Below are 16,392 nucleotides of genomic sequence, written 5' to 3' on the forward strand. Positions count from 1 at the left end.
TGAAATATATTTATAACTTAAATAAGGTCAAATGGGAGGTATTGTAAAATGAAAGCGGTATTAAAGAATGTAACCTTGCTGTCTCTAATTATTACACTAGTCGTATCCTTTAGTGGAGTTAGTAGCGCTTCGAGTGAGTCTGTTATTGAAAAAGGGGAGATTCCTCAAACCGCAACATCTATTCCGGGATATATGGTTTCGAAAGAGAACATTCAAAGGGTCATAGGATCTGAAGAATATTCAAATTACATCGCTGAAGAGAAGTTAGTGCATCGGACTAAACTATTAATAGATAATTTAACGCTGGATGGCGATGCTGTACATATTAATGGGCTTGTTAGATACAATGGGGGGGCTATTCCACTTCAATTGGATGGTAAAATGTATTCAAGTAGAGAACAATCCGATGGAATTGAAAGTTATGTTGGAGATTTGAAGGAGAATAATGATAACTTTAAAGTTTTACATTTCAAGATAAAAACCAATGATAAAGCCGACACAAGTCTTATTTCTACGGACTTACGAAACACAGCCAATATTAAATTATACCTTCAAGATAAAAAAGGCGGTATTTTGTACTTCGAAGAGAAATTAAATAATTTAAATATAGATACTTCTAAAATCACTACGGATGGATCATATGTAGATAGCCTTTTGGATGGCAATTGGTTTGAACAAATTCTTGCGCCTGCGGAGTCACATAAAATTACTAACGATGAAATTAGCCTTTTTTCAACTCATTCCTACATTAAATCTTGTTCCACTGTTTACTATTCCAAAGTCCCTTTTGGCTTAGATGTAGCAGAATTTTATTTCTGTCCTAAAGTTGAGGGTGATATCGTTGATGTTGGTTCATCATCTAGTGCCAACTGGACGTCCAGACTAACAGTTGCAGAACATGTAAGAGTGAATGGAAATACAACAACAGGTATTGAGCAACGTTATAAAATAGGCGGGGTGACAAGTGGAGGAACTCAGACTCTTGGAACTATCGCAGCGGGCCAGAATACAAAAATAACTTCCAGATTGATTGGTGGGGTATACAAAAAATCTAGTTCAGAAGTTAAAGTTAACTGGCCAGTTATTGTAGGCTATTTCACAAAAAGTATACCTTACTATGCTGCTGGAAAATCAGCATATGATGTACTTACAAGTATCTCGTATAATACAACCACTACAAATGTAAGTAATAATACGTATGAGAATGTAATTGGTAATACAAGTGGCTTCTCTTATAAAATTGATAAATCTGGATATCTATACGATGCTAGTCACTACCTTGATTTAGGTCTTTTCGTTTCTACTTGGAGATCTCAAGAAACAAAAAACGAAAGTACTACAGCCTATATTAATTGGAAATTTGATGTTAGTTTCCTAGGTTCGAAAGTAGAGACGTTAGATTGGAAAATTCCAGTAAACTACAAGGTCAATGCTAACTAGTTTGTCACTGGTATAATTGTTGAGTCAGCTCAAACCTTAAAAAAGGTGTAAAAGAGCATATTAGAAAGAGAGAGAGAGGAAGTGAGCAAACAAAGTGCTTGCTTCTCTCTCTTTTTCTGTTTTGATTTACGGAGAACGGCCAAATCCATTGATTCATAAACTAATATGTGATATTTTGAACTCGTTAATTTAATCAATAAACAAAGTAGAACCGCTCAGAGGAAAAACAACATAAGCGAGATCGTTTTTTTTATTTCTCTTGCAAGCGCTTCAATATCACCTTAACAGAATAACGTAGATGAATCCGGCATCGAGTGTATCCCGTTATGCAACATAAGGGCGTGAGATGGTGGTTTCTTTTACATGCAGAAAGAGGAGGACGTTTGGACATTGCAGCGGAAAACGAGACATTTTAACTCACTTCGTAATCAGATTTTTGTCGGTTTTGTGATGGTCATGATCATTGTTCTATTGCTCGCTGGCATCACAGCCTATGACCGTGTAGCGGCTTTGCTGAAAAGCAATGCCGAAAAGCATATCCATCAAACCGCGGTGCAGGCCAGTGGTAGACTGGATGCACTGATCGCTCAGGTGAATTCCTTGACTGCTCAGGTTGCAGATGATACTTACGTGCAGCGTCTGCTCAGTGAGGAGAAGCGGGGACAGAAGGCGACCTTTAATCAGCGTCAGGCACTGCTGCAGATTGCGGGCAGTTACCAATCCTTTATCAATGGCGCACAGAGCATGGAAATCTACACGACCGATTATAGCCGTATCTTCCCGATGGATGATCGCTCCTTAAATCACAGGCTGGAACGGAGCTGGATTGTCAAGGCAGATGAGGGGAAGGGACGGCTGGTATGGGCAGGCTCTGATCCCGATGATCCAAGCATTCTTCTGGCTGTTCGGCGAATCAGCTTGCTGGATCGTTCCTTCGAGCATGGGGGATACGTGGTCGTGCGTATGCAGCGCAGTTTTTTTCAACTCAATGATTCGGACGGGACAGACGGCTCACAGGATTCGATTATGCTGCTGGACGGCGGCGGTGAAGTGGTCACGTCTAATTTGGATGTGCATCTCGATCCTCAAGCGGTGATGAACAGTGAATCGGTTGTTCAGAACGGCAAGGAATCTTATATCGTGGTGAAGCAGCAATCCGAGTTAACGGGGTGGACACTGGCTGTATTGACACCACTGCGAGAGACCACTGAAGGCGTATCGATTTTGAGAACAGCTTTGCTCGTATCGGGTATCATTGGCGTTGTGCTTTTTCTGATCATGTCCTTCTTCCTCTCCACGATGATTACTCGTCCGTTAATTCGGTTGATGCGGGCGATGCGAGGTGCGCAGCCGGGGGCGATGAGACCTAACCTTATGGTCAGTTCTACCTTGGAGATCAATGAGCTGAATGAGGTGTATAACCAGATGGTCTACAGGCAGAATGAATTGACACGGGTGGTACATGAGAAGGAAGTTATGCAGTCCCGGGCTGAGATGAAGGCTTTGCAATCCCAGATTAATCCTCATTTTCTGTTCAATACATTAGAAGCATTCTACTGGTCACTGGAGGAAAAAGGAGAGGAGGAGATGGCGCGTATGGTTATCGCCATGTCTCGGTTATTTCGCTACATTATCTCCAACCCCCATCAGGATGAATGGGTTACACTGGCGGACGAGCTTGAACATGTAGAGCGGTATCTGAACATTATGCAGATGCGGCTGGGTGACAGAATGCAGTGGGAGATCAAGCTCAGCGATGAACTACGCAATGTACCTATGCCTAAGCTGCTGATTCAGCCGCTGGTGGAGAACGCAGTTTTGCACGGCATCGAGAGTTCTTTAAAGCCTGGAAGGATAGAAATCGGCATTCATCCTTCTTCGAAGACAGGTGAGGTGTGTGTCGAGGTCCGTGATACTGGGCCGGGTATAGATGAGGAACGTCTTCAGACCATTAGACATGCACTCAACAATGGTGATCCGGTAGCTCTTGGGAGAGGAACCGGTGTAGGGCTGGTTAACGTACATCAACGCCTCCGGCTGTACTTTGGCAGCCAGCTTGGCGAACACGCCAAACTAACAATAGAGAGCAAATTAGGAATAGGAACAGTCATATGTTTTGAAATTCCGAGGGGAACGGAGGCTGAACATGATTCATGAGAGAACGATTCTGATTGTGGACGATGAGCCGCGTACAAGAGAAGGGATTCGCAAGACACTGGAGGCATGGTCTGCCGGAAAGAACCGAATTCAGACGGCTGCGAGTGGTGTCGAGGCCAGGGAATGGCTTGCAAGTCAGCCTGCGGATCTCCTGATTACCGATGTGCGTATGCCAGAGTTCTCCGGCCTATCCTTAGTGGAAGCCATTCAGCATTTTCCGAGTAAACCAGCGGTTCTGATTATGTCAGGGTATGCGGATTTTAATTATGCTCAGCAGGCCATTAAGCTGGGCGTGGTGGATTATTTGCTCAAGCCAATTGATAAAGAGCAGCTACTTCAGACCGTACAGAAGGCTCTTCAACTGCATGAGCAGCAACGGCGTATTCAAACGATGCAGGAGATGGTTGATCCGAAGCTGGTTGATATCCGGGAACGGAGAGAGCAGCAGGAGGATACACCCATTGGGGAAGCTCTGGCTTACATCGAGGCACATCTGGGCGAGCCGATGACCATGCGTGAGCTTGCGGATACCCTGCACCTGAACTCCAGTTATTTTAGCGTTTTGTTCAAAGAGCAGGTCGGACTGAATTTCAGTGAGTATCTCATGCGCAAACGGGTACAGCGAGCGAAGGAACTGCTGGTGCAGACGAACCTGCCCATCTCGGAAATTGCCGAGAGAGTTGGCTATCAGACCGATAAATATTTTATCAAAGTATTCAAAAGCCTGGAGGACATCAGTCCAAGCAAATATCGCCATGCCGTAAATGAAAAGAGTTAACATATCCGCTTAAGAAAAATTCTCTCGTCCAATAAAACAGGTAATAAACACTCAAAATAGTGGAGTTTTTCCAAATCATTCTACCCTTATTGGCTAGAGGTGCCCATGCTACAATTTTGTTAAAGCGGTTACATTAACCGGAATTCCACTATTGGGGGTTGGAAATATGAATAAAAAGACACTGGCTATGATTCTGTCATGGACGCTGATTCTGGCTGTCATTTTGACGGGATGCAACAATGCAGGTTCTGGTTCAGGCAAGGAATCCGGCAGTAATGCAAGCGGCGGTGACAGTGGCGGAGATGGCAAGGTAACTTTAAAGTTCATGCATCTTTGGCCTGCAGGCAGCTCCGCACAACAGAACAAGCTGGTCAACGATATTATCCAGCAGTATCAGACCGATAACCCAAATGTGACGATTAAACAGGAAGTGCTGGAGAATGAACAATACAAGAACAAACTGAAAATTCTGTCTGCTTCCAATGAACTCCCCGATGTGGGCGTAACCTGGGCTGCGGGATTCCTGGAGCCTTATGTGAAGGGTAATCTGTTTGCACCACTCGATGATTTGCTGAAAGGGGACCTGGGCGAGAAGTTTATCGCTGGAACGACTGAGGCTTACGCGGTAGACGGTAAAACGTATGCACTGCCGATCGAGCTGAATATCTCACCTATTTATTACAACAAAGCGATTTTTGAAAAATATAATTTGCAGCCGCCAGCCACCTATGATGAATTCCTGAACGTGGTGAAGACGCTGACCGATAACGGTGAAGTGCCGATTGCACTGGGGAACAAGGACCGATGGACGGGGTCACTCTGGTACATGTACCTGGCGAATCGTGTAGGCGGGGATGCGCTTGAGAAAGCCATTAACGGCTCCGGTAAGTTTGATGATCCGGCACTGACACAGGCTGCGGCTGAAGTGCAAAAGCTGGTAGATATGAATGCATTCAACAAAGGGTTTAACGGTTTGTCCAATGATGAGGGCAAATCCGAATTCATGAATTCCAAAGCGGCAATGTATCTGATGGGAACTTGGGAACTACCAAACTTTACAACGAACCCGGACATCCCACAGGAATTCAAAGATAAGGTTGGATTCTTCAAATTCCCGACGATTGATGGTGGCAAAGGTGACATTAATAGCTGGGTAGGCGGGCCAGGCGTAGGATTGTTTGCGGCTCAGAACTCAAAAGTGAAGGATGAAGCACAGAAATTCATTCAATACTTTGTGGAAAAATGGGGCGAAAGCTCGGTGACCCAAGCAGGGGTCATCCCGGCGACCAAAGTGGATACAGCTACGGTACAGCTGCCACAGCTTTACATCGATCTGCTGAACGAGTTGAATCAGGCGAGTAGCTTGACCCTCTTTGCAGACGTGCAGATGAAACCGGCAGCCGCTCAGGCACATCTGGACATGATTCAGGCATTGTTTGGCAAAGCAGTTACACCGGAAGACTTTGTGAAGAACCATCAGGCGGCCATCGACAAGGGCAACTGATGTACACCTCACCGACACGTACACCACAGGAATGTTTAAACGCTTGAAGGGAGGATTACGTCTTGGACAAAGTCATGTCAAACCGTCTGGTGGCTGCGCTATATGTGCTTCCTGCGCTGCTTCTGCTGCTGGTTCTGGTCTACATCCCGATTGTGCTCACCGGATATTACGGGTTGATGCAATGGGACGGGATTGGAGCGATGACGTTTATTGGTTTGGATAACTACGCCAGATTGATTCAGGATAGTACGTTCTGGCAGAGTGCCAATCATACCTTTTTGCTAGCCTTATTCTCTGCGCTGAGTCTCATTGGTTATCTGATGATTGCACTGGTGCTGTCAGGCAAGATTAAGGGCGCGAATTTTTTTCGAAAAATATATCTGATTCCGATGCTGCTATCTTCGGTTGCCATCGCCCAGTTATGGCTGAAAATCTATCACCCCAGCAATGGTGTGTTAAACAGCTTTCTGGAAGCCATCGGATTTAGCAATCCGCCAGCCTGGCTGGCGGAACCATCACTCGTGCTGTATGCACTGTTCGTGCCTATTCTATGGCAGTATGCAGGTTTCTATATTTTGATCTATTATGCGGCACTCAAAAACATTCCGGAATCACTGGTGGAGGCCGCCCGTATTGATGGTGCGAACCCGTGGCAGATTGCTTTCCGTATTAAGCTGCCGCTTATTACCGAAGTGATTAAAGTGACCGTGGTACTCGCCGTGGTAGGATCACTCAAATATTTCGACTTGATCTACGTCATGACAGATGGCGGTCCGAATGGCTCCAGCGAAGTCATGGCCTCCTACATGTATCGTCAGGCGTTTCGCAGTTTTGACTTTGGATACGGCAGTGCGGTAGGGTTCTTCCTGCTTCTGATCTGTCTGGTCGTGACCTGGCTGCTGCGCAAGGCAACGGCATCCAAAGACACAATTCAATATTCCTGACGCATACGTACAATGAAAGGAGGTCATTCCGTTGAAGATGGAACCGGCTGTTCGGTTGCCCGTGAGACCGGAGACAGGTCATCGCTCTGCATGGATAAGAAGGTTAGGATACGTCCTGTTATATGTGCTTCTGTCTCTGGTGGCTTTGCTTCAAATCTTGCCTTTAATCTGGTTGCTGTTATTTTCACTCAAAAATAATCAGGAAGTATTCGACATGGCTCCTTTTGCACTACCGGCTACGCCGCGTTGGGAGAACTATGTCAAGGTATGGACGGAAGGTAATATCAGCTTATATTTTTTCAACAGTGTATGGATTACGGTGGTTTCTGTCGTGTTTACGGTGCTGTTTGCCAGTCTCGTAACCTTTGCCATTACACGGATGCGCTGGAAGGGACGTTCACTGGTGCTCGGACTGTTCATGGTGGGTCTGATGATCCCGGTGCATTCCACGCTGATTCCGTTGTTCAGCCTGTTCTTGAAGTTGAATCTTACGGATCATCCGTTATCGGTCATTCTTTCTTATATTGCATTTAATATGCCGATTACGATTATGATTCTGCTCGGATTCTATTATGCGCTTCCGAGAGAGGTCGAGGAGGCGGCGGTGATGGATGGCTGCTCGGTGAACCGCATCTTCTTCCGCATTGTACTGCCGATGACAGCATCCGTTATTGCAACAACCGCGATCATTAATATGATCTATGACTGGAACGAATTTATTTTCGTCAATACCTTCATCAGTTCCGATGCGTACAAAACGCTGACCGTCGGGGTACAGAACTTTATCGGGCAGTATACAACCGATTGGGGAGCCATTGGTGCAACGCTGATGATCAGCATCCTGCCGATTCTGATTGCATTCCTTGTGCTGAGTGAACGAATTGTGGAGGGGATTGCGGCAGGTTCGGTGAAAGGATGATTGTCTGTCAGTGCGTATAAGATGCTTCTGATATTTAAAATGTAATAAAATTGAGACCCTTCCATTGATCGCAGGATATGCGTGGTGGAAGGGTTTTATTGTGTCTTGATGATGTGGCAGAGAGCCATGCATGAGTAACTACAAGACCAGATTTATGAAAATAATACAATTCCTATTTCTGGAATTACAAAAAACTTTCAATTATTTTCGCAAAACTACTGCATTTTCAAATCACCTGTGCTAACATACCCTATGAATTAAAGCAAACGTTGGAAAGGTGAGAAAATGACAGCAATATCCTCGACCAAAGAGTCTCTCCGTTCAGATGCCCAGGATCTGAAGCTGATTCGGTTAACCTGGCCTATATTCCTGGAACTCTTTTTGTTTATGTTGATGGGGAGCGTGGATACGCTCATGCTTAGCTCGGTATCGGATAATGCCGTCTCCGGGGTGGGTGCAGCCAACCAGATTATCTCCATTGCAATTCTGGTACTCGAAGTCATTGGTCATGGTGCTGCGATTGTTGTAGCCCAATATATCGGTTCGAAAAAGCTGACTGAAGCAGCTCAGGTTACAGGTAATGCCATCACGCTTAACCTGGCGGTTGGATTGATTCTGAGTGTGATCTTCCTGGTGTTTGGTGGACATCTGCTGTCGCTTTTAAATATACAAGGTGAAATTTATGATTACGCACGATCCTATATAAGCATTGTCGGCGGCGGGATTTTCCTGCAGGCCCTCATTAATGCACTGGCGGCTACGATTCGTACACATGGTTATACGAAGGAAACGATGTATGTATCGGTGTTTATGAACGTGATTCACGTGATTGGTAACTACGCGCTGATCTTTGGACATTTCGGCTTGCCGAAGCTGGGCGTAGAAGGAGCAGCAATTTCGACGGTAGGTAGCCGTTTCATCTGCTTGCTGATCTTCTTCTGGCTCTTGTACCGTGTAAGTGAGGTTCGTGTCGATTTTGAATATTACATTAAGTTGTCCAAACAATTTATTGGGAAAATTCTGCGGATCGGGATTCCATCTGCGATGGAATCCATGGTATATCACTCTTGCCAGCTCGTATTTACGTTGTACGTGACTTATCTGGGCGCAGAAGCGATGGCAACCAAGCAATATGCGGGCAATATTTCAAGCTACATTTATCTGTTCAGTATGGCGATTGGTATGGGAACGTCGATCATTGTTGGCCGACTTGTAGGAGCGCGCCGTAAGGATGATGCGTACAAACGTGTATTTGACAGCGTGAAATGGGCGCTACTGGCAACCGTTGTTATTGATGTGGTCATTATTATTTTCCGTGTACCGCTGATGAGTATCTTCACGGAGAATCCGGAGATTATCAAGATGGGCGCACAAGTGCTCCTGCTCAGTCTCGTGCTTGAGACCGGGCGTACCTGCAATATCGTTATTATTGGTTCCCTGCGTGCGGCAGGGGATGCGAAGTTTCCGGTTTACATGGGTCTAATCTCCATGGTGTGCATGAGTCTGCCTCTTGGCTATCTGCTCGTGTTCCAGTTGAATATGGGGCTGGCAGGCGTGTGGCTTGCCATTGCAGCGGATGAATGGACTCGAGCGGTCATTATGTACTTCCGCTGGAAGAGCCGTGCATGGGAGAAACATGAGCTGGTAGAGCATGATGAAGAAGAGGTTAGTGCACAGCCGGTTCCAGCAGTATAAGTCCGCCTGTGGTTTTGAGAGTATCGAAGTAAAGAACAGTTAAGCTGTCGCACGGTGGACTGGCGTGGTCTCGGTTCGCCTAAAGTAACAGTATCTACGAAGAGTCGGTTAGGGACATGGTTGTCCCTGGTCTGGCTTTTCTTTTTTTTATTTTCCGCAAAAATGATCAAAACGGCTCCTGTGCGAACACGTATAGTAAAGATATGGAAGGGAGGCATCCTCAATTGAGTCGATATCAGGAGATGATTCAGAACAGTCTGATCTACATCGAGAACCATCTGCATGAAGAGATTGGACTGGAAGACGTAGCTTCCGAGGCATCGTTATCGCCTTATCATTATCATCGGGTCTTCCGGGATGGGGTGGGTATGACGGTGGTTGATTACATTCGCCATCGGCGGATGAGTCTGGCATCCACCGCACTGCGCTCTACGGATACAGGGATTCTGGACATATCGCTTGCCTGCGGATTTGAAAGTCAGGAAGCGTTTACGCGTGCTTTTCGCAAAATGTATGGCATGCCGCCTGGACGTTTTCGCAAATTATTCGATCTAAAACTATTCAGTGGAAAAACCAGAGGAGGAGAATTACAGATGAATTCTGCAACGGTAATCAAAGGTTGGATGTTAACGGGAAGTCACCCGCAAAACTATGAGATGGGACTTGACCCTGCCGAGGTACATCAAGGCAAGGCCTCAGGTTATTTGAAGGCTGTTACGCCTATGGAACCGAATGAATTTGCTACGATGATGCAGCAGTTCCGGGCAGATAAATATGTAGGCAAACGGATGAAGTTGACCGGTTTTATCAAAACGGATCGTGTGGAAGCCTTCTGCGGACTATGGATGCGTGTGGATAATCAAGTGCACGATGTGCTGCAGTTTGATAACATGCATGACCGGCCGATCTCCGGTACGCAGCCATGGAATCAGTACAGCATTGTGCTGGATGTACCGGCAGAGAGTGCGGTGATCTCGTTTGGGGTACTCTTGAACGGGAAAGGCAAGGTCTGGGTGGACAGTTTCCGCTTCGAGGAAGTGGATCTGAACACACCATTGACCCATATGGAGACAGAATATGAGATGTCGGACGAGCCTTTAAATCTATCGTTTGAGGAATAAGAAATCAAATTGTGGGGGTTATTTCTGAAAGGGATCAACATATCAAATTGGGAGGTGCTGGCCATGAATGAACCGATGTTGAAGAAAGCGATGGATACGCTGGAATTTTTGAGTCATGATGCATCTACCCGTATGGCGTATGATGCCCGGATGAAGGCCCTGAGCGATGAGAAGTCGATGATTGAGGGTGCGCGGGCCGAAGGGACGGTCAAAGGCAGGCTGGAAGGTTTACGAGAAGGTAAACAGGAAGGCCTACGAGAAGGCAAACAGGTAGGCTTACGGGAGGGCAAGCAAGAGATGGCTCGTGAGTTGTTGGGGCTCGGTGTGGACATGTCCACTATCGTGAAAGCCTCGGGTCTTTCCGAAGAGGAGATTCGAAAGCTGCTACCTTAGCAGTAAGTGCGAATAGAGTTTAAATATTATCGGTGAATTTTACATTGCCACAGTCAACATTTAATAGATAAATATTGAGCCAACCCATCTGCGGAATGGCTCTTTTTGCTGTCTTTAGGGTATAAAAGAAGAAGGGCAACGTCCTTGCGGAGAAGAATCGAGATTCTGCTGGGAACGACCAAAGTTTATGGCGTAATGATCGCGATCTTGTTAACATAAATTCATAACTCATGACACAGATAAAGAGGATGAATCCGATGAATAAAAAAGTACTTGTTGTTGATGATGAATCGAGCATCGTCAGTGCCATTGCATATGCGCTGCGGCGCGAAGGGTATGAAGTGGAGACGGCAAATGATGGCGAAGAGGCCTTGGAAAAGGTTGCTTTGTTCCATCCTCAGGTGATGATTCTGGATGTGATGATGCCCAAGCTGGACGGATATGGCGTCTGCCGCCGGTTAGAAGACCGAGAGGATATCGGCATTATTTTACTTACTGTCAAAAACGAACTGGTTGATAAAATTGTCGGTCTGGAAATGGGCGCAGATGATTATATGACCAAACCGTTTGAAATCCGTGAATTGCTGGCCCGTGTAAAAGCGCTGATGCGTCGTGTGGAGAAGAGCGGTACGCCACCGCAGGACGATTCCAAGAGCCAGGCAATTGTCAACGGGACATTGCGTATCCATGTTGCTCACCGTACGGTCACGGTTGGTGAAGAGAAGCTGGATTTAACACCGAAGGAGTTCGACCTGTTGACCATCCTGATGTCCAACCCGGAACGGGTGTACACGCGGGATGATCTTCTTGATCGGGTGTGGGGTATGGAATATGCGGGCGGTACGCGGACGGTAGACATTCATATCCAGCGTTTGCGCAAAAAAATCGGGGATACGGATCAGCAAATGCTGCAGACCGTATACGGTATCGGTTACAAAGCGACGGCCCCCGAAACAGGCGGGGCGGTATGAGGGTCAGCATCAAGCTGAAGTTCAGTGTGTTTCTGGCAGCATTGCTCATTCTCACCGTGGTTGTGCTGAGCTCACTCGTGCTGCGAGGGATTGAACTTAATCAGCAGTCACAGGTGGAGAGTATTCTCGCCCAGCAGACACGTCTGATTAATCTGAATGTGCGCCAGGCGTACTATACGGAAGCGATTCGCCAGGAACCGGAATTGTTTTTGCAGCAAAATGGGCGCAGGTTGGTGCAAGCTCTTGCCGACTCAACAGGCTTGCCGATTGCATTATATGACATGAGCGGAAAACAAGTGGGAGCCTCGTTCCTCCCAAGTGAAAGTGAACTGGTTCAGGAAACCCTGAATTATGCTTTGCAAAATAAAATAGCCTATCATGAGCAAGATGAGACATTGCTTTATGCCGCGCCGCTGGATGGCCCTGAGGGACAGATCGGTGCGATCTGGGTTCAATATTCTGTGCAGAGTTATCAGGAGTTCTACGCCCGTATTCAACAATTGTTCCTGTGGGCAGGTATCACGGTAGTTGCCCTGAGTTTCATTCTGGGGTATCTGTTCTACAACCGTTTTGCTGTAGCCATCACCCGGTTGAAAAAATCAGCGGCCTCCATCCAGGAGGGGAACTACATCACCGAATCTCCCGTCAAACGCAAGGATGAACTGGGTGATCTGGGACAAGGGATATACTATATGAGCACGTCTATTCAACAGAATATTGCAGCCATGCATGCCGAGCAGCAGAAGCTGCAGCTGGCCATTGAGAAGTTACAGGCACTCGAGCAGCAGCAGAAACAATATATCGGCAATATCAGCCATGAGTTCAAGACACCGCTGACGTCCATCAAGGCGTATGTGGAGCTGCTGAACATGTACAAGGATGATCCGCAACTGCTGGATGATGCTACGAATAGTATTGGCAAAGAAACCGAGCGATTATATGAAATGGTGGAGAAGGTGCTGCATCTGTCTGCGCTCGAGAAGTACGATTTTGAAAATCAGGCAGAAGATGTAGAGATTAAGGCATTGCTGGAGGATGCCTGTGGACGCATGCGAGGTAAGGTGGAAAAGTTCGCTTTGAACATGGAAATGAAGCTTGAACCTGCCGTCATTCACAGTGACCGGGAGAGTCTGATGCATATCTTCATTAACCTGCTGGATAACGCGATCAAATATAACATCCCCGGCGGCATTATTCGGGTCGAAAACGAATTGCGGATGAACGAGCGTCAAGCCGTCATTCGTATCCATAATTCAGGTGTGCCAATCCCGGAAGAGGCAAGGGAGAAGATTTTCGAACCCTTTTACACCGTGAATAAGGATCGAGCTCGAAAAACAGGCGGCACTGGACTCGGTCTATCCCTCGTGAAGCAGTTTGTCGAGAAGCAGGGCGGAACCATTACATTAATGCCCAGTGATCATGAGCATCAGGAAGGCGTGACATTTCAACTCGTATTCCCACTCGTAGATTAAGATCGAGATACAAGTTTACAAGTTGGAAACAAGTCTGAATAACTTTGGAAGTATGCCGGCTTTATGATGGGTGTATAGCATAAGTAACCGAGGGGGATCACGACATGATGAAATGGATGAAAGCGACGTTTGGGGCGCTGGGAGCAGCTGCGTTACTGACAACGGTTGCCTGTGGAAGCACAACAGAGCCGTCTGGCAATACACAAGGTGCGAAAACAGGCACAGATATTACAGTGAAAGATAACACGAACACATCCGTCTACCAGAGTCTCAAGCTGGAGAAAATAGAGAAGCTGCCTAATATGCGCGGAATCGCTTGGTTGAACGAGAGTTCAATGGTTACAGACAAAGAAAACACATCCATGAAATCGGTTAATGTAGAGGGACAAGAGCGGTATCCGCATAACTTGTATATGTATGATCTGACGAAAGGCACAGATACACCGATCAAGGAAAGTGAGGTCAGTCTGGGAGCACCGCAGGTGTCGCCAGATGGGCAGCATCTGTTCTACTGGCAGACGGAGGAGACGACAGGCTGGCCTTTCATTCTGGACCTGAAGAGCGGAGAAGCGGTAGCTGCGGGTAAACAGGATGGATTCATTCAGGAGGGTGCATGGCTGGACAATGAACATGTGGTTTTTTCCAATATGAAAGGCGATCTGATCTCGGCTGCACTGGACGGTACAACGAAAGTACTGGTGGAGACGGGCAACTTCAATGTGCGTAGTATCAAAGCGTCAAACAACGTGATCTATTACATCACGGGAGAAGACGGTCAGTTGAATGCCTATGATGCAAAGACGGGCGAAGTACGACAGGTGCTTAAAAGCGTGGAGTGGGTCATTCCTTCGAACGACGGAACAAGGCTTGCCATTGTGAAAAGAACAGCGGACACCAAACGGGCGCTGGTGCTCACCGATCTGGAAGGGAATGAGAAGGCCACACTCGCCAGGGGCACTCAGATTTTTGGCACAAGCTGGTCAGGTGACGATTCGAAGATCGCGTACACCATTAATTCCGAGAAAGATAATGAAAAGGGATTATTCGTGTCTAACACGGAGTCCGCAGAGCAATTTCAGATTTCGGCAAATATGGACCTAGCGTCCGATCCGTTAGCCTGGAGTACGGAGGGGAATAAAATACTGTTGTCACAATCGGTGATGGAAAATGAGAAGTACCACTTTGTGACCTCTATTATTACGATCTCGGAATAGTTACTGAAAAAAAGAATGGTGGCAGCATAGAAGAGATGTTCCATATCTTTCATGCCTTTCTATACATTTATATTGACTAAGTCCTTCCGCTTCCGATAAACTAGTATGCAGGAATATAAAGTCGAATGTAAGGCAGCAGTTCGAGACGATGTTTCGAGCGGCTGTTTCTTTTCTTTTTTACCAACAACATTGAATAGGAACAGGTGATATACATGTGTAACAGCGCGTACCGCGTGCTTTTATATTATAAGTTCGTGAAGATTGAAGACCCCGAGACGTTTACGCAGGAGCATCTGCAATACTGCAAAGATTTGGGAGTGAAAGGCCGTATTCTGATCGCTTCCGAGGGGATCAACGGTACGGTATCGGGAACACCTGAACAGACGGAGCAGTATATGAAAGACATGCATGCCAACCCGCTGTTCAAGGATATGGTGTTTAAGATTGATGATGTGCAAGAGCATGCGTTCAAAAAAATATTTGTGCGTCATAAGGCAGAACTCGTGACGTTCCGCGTCGATGAAGAGCTTGATCCGAACGAGACCAGTGGTAAACGCCTTTCGCCAAAAGAATTCCATGAGCATCTGCAACGGGATGACGTCATCGTCATCGATGGCCGCAATGATTATGAATACGAGATCGGTCATTTCCGCGGCGCTATCCGTCCGGACGTGGAATCGTTCCGCGAGTTCCCGGAGTGGATTCGGGAGAACCTCGGTGATATGAAGGACAAAACGATTATTACGTACTGCACGGGCGGTATTCGCTGTGAGAAGCTGACTGGGTTCATGATCAAGGAAGGTTTTCAGGATGTTGCCCAGCTGGAAGGCGGAATTGTGACCTACGGTAAAGATCCTGAGGTGCAAGGACGTCTGTTTGATGGCAAATGTTATGTATTTGATGAGCGGATCTCGGTGCCGATCAATCAGACGGATGAGGATATTGTCATCGCCAGTTGTTATCACTGTGGCACGACACATGACCGATATATTAATTGTCCGACCTGCAACCTGCAGCATGTATGCTGTGAGGATTGCGAAGAGACGCATAACCGCTTTTGCTCGGATGCTTGCCGGGAGGCAGCGCCCGTACACGCATAAGCAGGAGAGCAGGTGCTGAACGTGAAGCGTGAAGAAGAACGTACAACGCGTGAACGGATTCTGTTCATGCTGAAGCAGCAAGGAACGATGACGGCCCGCGAGATAACTGCGGAGCTGGGACTGACCGGTATGGCGATTCGTCGCCATCTGACAGCACTGGAGCAGGATGGCTGGATTGAGGTACGCGAGGCCCGGGCTACCGCGGGGCGTCCATCCTCGGTATATCATCTGACAGATCGCGGAGATAGTTATTTCCCCAAATCATATTCTTCATTAACGTTGGAATTACTCGAAGAGTTGTCGGACACAGCAGGCAGCCGTGTCGTGGATGGCCTTTTCGAAAGTCGCCGTGACAAGCTGCTTCGCAGTGGTTTGCCACAGATGGAGGGGCATGATCTCGCCGGACGTGTGGAGGAACTGGCACGCATCCAGAATGCGAACGGATATATGGCGGATGCCTCCAGAGAAGAAGATGGCACGTACGTCATTACCGAACTAAACTGCCCGATTGTGCAAGTCGCAAGTGTATACAAGCAGGCTTGTCGCTGTGAACTGGATTTGTTCCGTTCGTTGCTGAAAGCCGATGTCGAGCGCACCGAGTGTTACGCCGATGGCGGCAAGAAATGCACGTATCAGATTCGTGAGGTGTCAGGGAAGTAATAATAGCAAGCTTATCTATGAGAT

The 16,392-nt window shown here is 47.0% G+C and carries 13 protein-coding genes and 1 pseudogene; all 14 read left to right on the forward strand.

The annotated features are described in order from the left end of the window. Positions 1–48: 48 nt before the first annotated feature. The 14 genes and pseudogenes from ACUTVW_RS13690 to ACUTVW_RS13755 all read left to right on the forward strand — a co-directional run bounded on the left by ACUTVW_RS13690 (position 49) and on the right by ACUTVW_RS13755 (position 16,368). Positions 49–1,440, forward strand: a complete 1,392-nt coding sequence (locus tag ACUTVW_RS13690) for a hypothetical protein (protein WP_445646312.1) — start codon at positions 49–51, stop codon at positions 1,438–1,440. Between the two features lie 363 nt (positions 1,441–1,803). Continuing rightward, complete coding sequence (locus tag ACUTVW_RS13695) at positions 1,804–3,597, forward strand: cache domain-containing sensor histidine kinase (protein WP_445646313.1); 1,794 nt, start codon at positions 1,804–1,806, stop codon at positions 3,595–3,597. After that, positions 3,587–4,375, forward strand: coding sequence for a response regulator (locus tag ACUTVW_RS13700; RefSeq protein WP_445646314.1), 789 nt, complete (start codon positions 3,587–3,589; stop codon positions 4,373–4,375). Before ACUTVW_RS13695 ends, ACUTVW_RS13700 begins: the two co-directional genes overlap by 11 nt. 166 nt (positions 4,376–4,541) lie before the next feature. Then, a complete protein-coding gene (locus tag ACUTVW_RS13705; RefSeq protein WP_445646315.1) occupies positions 4,542–5,879 on the forward strand; it encodes an extracellular solute-binding protein in 1,338 nt (445 codons plus the stop codon). A 62-nt stretch (positions 5,880–5,941) separates the two neighbouring features. After that, the gene (locus ACUTVW_RS13710) at positions 5,942–6,823 is read left to right on the forward strand and encodes a carbohydrate ABC transporter permease (RefSeq protein ID WP_434748945.1); all 882 of its coding nucleotides are present in this window, start codon (positions 5,942–5,944) and stop codon (positions 6,821–6,823) included. Between the two features lie 37 nt (positions 6,824–6,860). Continuing rightward, complete coding sequence (locus ACUTVW_RS13715) at positions 6,861–7,742, forward strand: carbohydrate ABC transporter permease (protein ID WP_445646413.1); 882 nt, start codon at positions 6,861–6,863, stop codon at positions 7,740–7,742. A gap of 285 nt (positions 7,743–8,027) precedes the next feature. Beyond that, entirely contained in the window at positions 8,028–9,437 is a 1,410-nt protein-coding gene (locus ACUTVW_RS13720; RefSeq protein WP_445646316.1) for an MATE family efflux transporter, read from the forward strand. Between the two features lie 203 nt (positions 9,438–9,640). Next, on the forward strand, positions 9,641–10,558 hold the full coding sequence (locus ACUTVW_RS13725) for a helix-turn-helix transcriptional regulator (protein WP_445646414.1): 918 nt from the start codon (positions 9,641–9,643) through the stop codon (positions 10,556–10,558). 12 nt (positions 10,559–10,570) lie between these two features. After that, positions 10,571–10,951, forward strand: a pseudogene (locus ACUTVW_RS13730) (PD-(D/E)XK nuclease family transposase); the annotation flags it as partial. A gap of 257 nt (positions 10,952–11,208) precedes the next feature. After that, the gene (locus ACUTVW_RS13735; RefSeq protein ID WP_445646317.1) at positions 11,209–11,922 is read left to right on the forward strand and encodes a response regulator transcription factor; all 714 of its coding nucleotides are present in this window, start codon (positions 11,209–11,211) and stop codon (positions 11,920–11,922) included. Next, positions 11,919–13,394 (forward strand): ATP-binding protein, encoded by a 1,476-nt coding sequence (locus tag ACUTVW_RS13740; protein WP_445646318.1) that lies wholly within the window; start codon positions 11,919–11,921, stop codon positions 13,392–13,394. Before ACUTVW_RS13735 ends, ACUTVW_RS13740 begins: the two co-directional genes overlap by 4 nt. Before the next feature lie 104 nt (positions 13,395–13,498). Next, a complete protein-coding gene (locus ACUTVW_RS13745) occupies positions 13,499–14,608 on the forward strand; it encodes a hypothetical protein (RefSeq protein WP_445646319.1) in 1,110 nt (369 codons plus the stop codon). 212 nt (positions 14,609–14,820) lie between these two features. After that, entirely contained in the window at positions 14,821–15,708 is an 888-nt protein-coding gene (gene trhO, locus ACUTVW_RS13750; protein WP_445646320.1) for an oxygen-dependent tRNA uridine(34) hydroxylase TrhO, read from the forward strand. 12 nt (positions 15,709–15,720) lie between these two features. After that, entirely contained in the window at positions 15,721–16,368 is a 648-nt protein-coding gene (locus ACUTVW_RS13755) for a helix-turn-helix transcriptional regulator (protein WP_445646321.1), read from the forward strand. Positions 16,369–16,392: the final 24 nt, after the last annotated feature.

It is taken from the genome of Paenibacillus sp. TSA_86.1 (assembly GCF_052691815.1).

Bases quoted from the DNA above. Each gene is read 5' to 3' on its own strand.
- ACUTVW_RS13690 (WP_445646312.1), top strand. From the start codon at position 49: ATGAAAGCGGTATTAAAGAATGTAACCTTGCTGTCTCTAATTATTACA.
- ACUTVW_RS13695 (WP_445646313.1), top strand. From the start codon at position 1,804: ATGCAGAAAGAGGAGGACGTTTGGACATTGCAGCGGAAAACGAGACAT.
- ACUTVW_RS13700 (WP_445646314.1), top strand. From the start codon at position 3,587: ATGATTCATGAGAGAACGATTCTGATTGTGGACGATGAGCCGCGTACA.
- ACUTVW_RS13705 (WP_445646315.1), top strand. From the start codon at position 4,542: ATGAATAAAAAGACACTGGCTATGATTCTGTCATGGACGCTGATTCTG.
- ACUTVW_RS13715 (WP_445646413.1), top strand. From the start codon at position 6,861: ATGGAACCGGCTGTTCGGTTGCCCGTGAGACCGGAGACAGGTCATCGC.
- ACUTVW_RS13720 (WP_445646316.1), top strand. From the start codon at position 8,028: ATGACAGCAATATCCTCGACCAAAGAGTCTCTCCGTTCAGATGCCCAG.
- ACUTVW_RS13725 (WP_445646414.1), top strand. From the start codon at position 9,641: ATGGAAGGGAGGCATCCTCAATTGAGTCGATATCAGGAGATGATTCAG.
- ACUTVW_RS13735 (WP_445646317.1), top strand. From the start codon at position 11,209: ATGAATAAAAAAGTACTTGTTGTTGATGATGAATCGAGCATCGTCAGT.
- ACUTVW_RS13740 (WP_445646318.1), top strand. From the start codon at position 11,919: ATGAGGGTCAGCATCAAGCTGAAGTTCAGTGTGTTTCTGGCAGCATTG.
- ACUTVW_RS13745 (WP_445646319.1), top strand. From the start codon at position 13,499: ATGATGAAATGGATGAAAGCGACGTTTGGGGCGCTGGGAGCAGCTGCG.
- trhO (WP_445646320.1), top strand. From the start codon at position 14,821: ATGTGTAACAGCGCGTACCGCGTGCTTTTATATTATAAGTTCGTGAAG.